The sequence below is a fragment of the Mesorhizobium sp. M4A.F.Ca.ET.022.05.2.1 genome, from assembly GCF_003998845.1.
Lineage (GTDB): Bacteria > Pseudomonadota > Alphaproteobacteria > Rhizobiales > Rhizobiaceae > Mesorhizobium.
Genome location: NZ_RZOJ01000653.1, coordinates 1 through 1,971, shown reverse-complemented (window position 1 = coordinate 1,971; position 1,971 = coordinate 1). Strand labels below are relative to the sequence as shown.

Below are 1,971 nucleotides of genomic sequence, written 5' to 3'. Positions count from 1 at the left end.
CTTTCTCACCGGCGATGCAAAGGACAGCCCGATCGTCCGCAAAAACACTCAGCCTTCCGGGATGCTCTTGGTCGGGTACAGATTCTAGGCGGCCCGCAGGACGGGTCTTGGGGCGCCCTTGTCGCCCGGCCAGGATCCCGCTCTGACCTCCCGCCAGTCCTGTCGAGCAATGAACCTGGTCTGCAGGCCGTGGAGATCAGGTGTTGTCGAATGACGGCAAGCCAGAACATGACCAGGACCACGGCCACGGAGAAAACAGACATCCGGCTAACGGTAGCACCGCCCGTTTTGCGGCACCCTGCTCGTTACCAGCCGCCGACCCTCCTCAGGGCGGGAAAGCTTTCCGATATGACGCCCGCCCCCATCGCCGAGGGTCCTTCACAGGGCGCGAAACAACAAACAAAATGTTCCGAATAAACTTGAGTTATCGCAACATCGTTGGGCTTGGTATCGCGGCTGCATGCCTGATCGCTTCGGGCTGCGTCACGGGAATTGACCTTCGACAGCCTGAGATGAGCATTGCCAAGGTTTGGCATGCGACCCTACCGCACAATGGCCACACCAGTGACCTGGTCTCTTGGTGGTCGACATTTTCCGACAAGTCTTTGACTAGCCTCATCGCTACGGCCCAGAGTTCAAGCCCAAGTCTTGAATCCGCCACAGCAGAGATCGATAGAGCGCGAGCAGCCCTGGCTACCGTTCAGGCAAGCTTGCTTCCGGCTCTCAACGGCGGCGGGTCCGTCATTCGCTCAGGCAGCGGCGGCGTTGCCGCCAACAGGGTCCCATCTGGCACGACGACAAGCGGAAGCCTGGATGCATCATGGGAGATCGACCTGTTCGGCAAGGCGCGGCAAAAGAGCGAGGCTGCGAATCTGCGGGTGCAGCAGCGCGCTGCCGACTGGCATGGAGCACGCGTCTCGCTCGCGGCCGAGGTGGCCGATTATTATGTCCAATACAGGGCTTGCCGCGAATTGGAGCGAGCCTATGCGGCGGAACTAGCCTCGCAGCGCGAGACGATCCGAGCAATGGAAACGGCCACGGATTCCGGCTTCGCTTCAAGCGCTGACCTGTCGCTGGCGCGAGCTGGTGTCGCGACATCGGGCTCCACGTTGACCGCGCAACGGTCGGAATGCGAGGTTCTGATCAAGTCGCTTGCATGCCTGACAGGAGGCGATGAGCAGCGTGTCCGCGAGCTGCTAGCCAGCGGTAGGCCGGGGATACCGGCGCCCAAGGCATTCAAGATTGCTGCAGTGCCGGCGGAAGCCCTGCGGCAACGTCCCGACGTCAATGCGCTGGAACTCGAGGTTGCCGCTGCGATTGCCGATGTCGGCGCTGCCAAGGCCGATCTCTATCCGACCCTCAGCCTCAATGGGTCGGTGACGATCGGGACTTCCTCCCTCACCGGAGCAGGGGCCCCATGGTCATTTGGCCCGGCTCTCTCAATTCCGCTCTTCGATGAGGGCTCACGCCGTGCGGCGGTGGGAAGTGCGGCAGCTGCGTACGACGTGGCTGTAGCGGGCTATAAGTCCGGCGTTCTCAATGCCGTCGCTGAAGTTGAGACGACGCTCGTGCGGGTTGATAGCACGCGGCGACAGATAGTCGACGCCACTGCGGCCGCACGCAATTATCGTGCGTATTTCAAGGCTGTGGATTCAAACTGGAAAGCCGGCGGCGTCAGCTTGCTCGACCGCGAGGAAGCCCGTCGTTCAGCGCAAAGCGCCGAAGTATCGCTTATCGAGATCCGCCGCGACGCGGCGCGGTACTGGATTGCCCTTTATAAAGCGCTCGGCGGCGGCTGGGACGCCAGCCGGGCCTCCCTCCGAGCAAAGCCGGAAGAAGAGCTGCACTGATGCGACCGATCACTATCCTCGCGAGCCTAATTCTGGGCGCAACCGCGCCTTCGACGGCAAAGCCAGCCTTCGCCCAGCAAAACGAAGCGCCGGCGCTTACCGTAGCAGTCGAAAAGCCCGC

Annotated in this window: 2 protein-coding genes; both read left to right on the top strand. The window is 62.1% G+C overall.

All coding sequences use genetic code 11. The features are described 5' to 3' along the window. Positions 1-88: MipA/OmpV family protein (locus EN745_RS34170; RefSeq protein ID WP_189363254.1), on the top strand; the 88-nt coding region annotated here is incomplete at its 5' end. Between the two features lie 331 nt (positions 89-419). Continuing rightward, positions 420-1,850 carry an efflux transporter outer membrane subunit gene (locus EN745_RS34165; RefSeq protein WP_281034806.1) on the top strand — a complete coding sequence of 477 codons (1,431 nt, stop codon included), beginning with the start codon at positions 420-422 and terminating at the stop codon, positions 1,848-1,850. Positions 1,851-1,971: the final 121 nt, after the last annotated feature.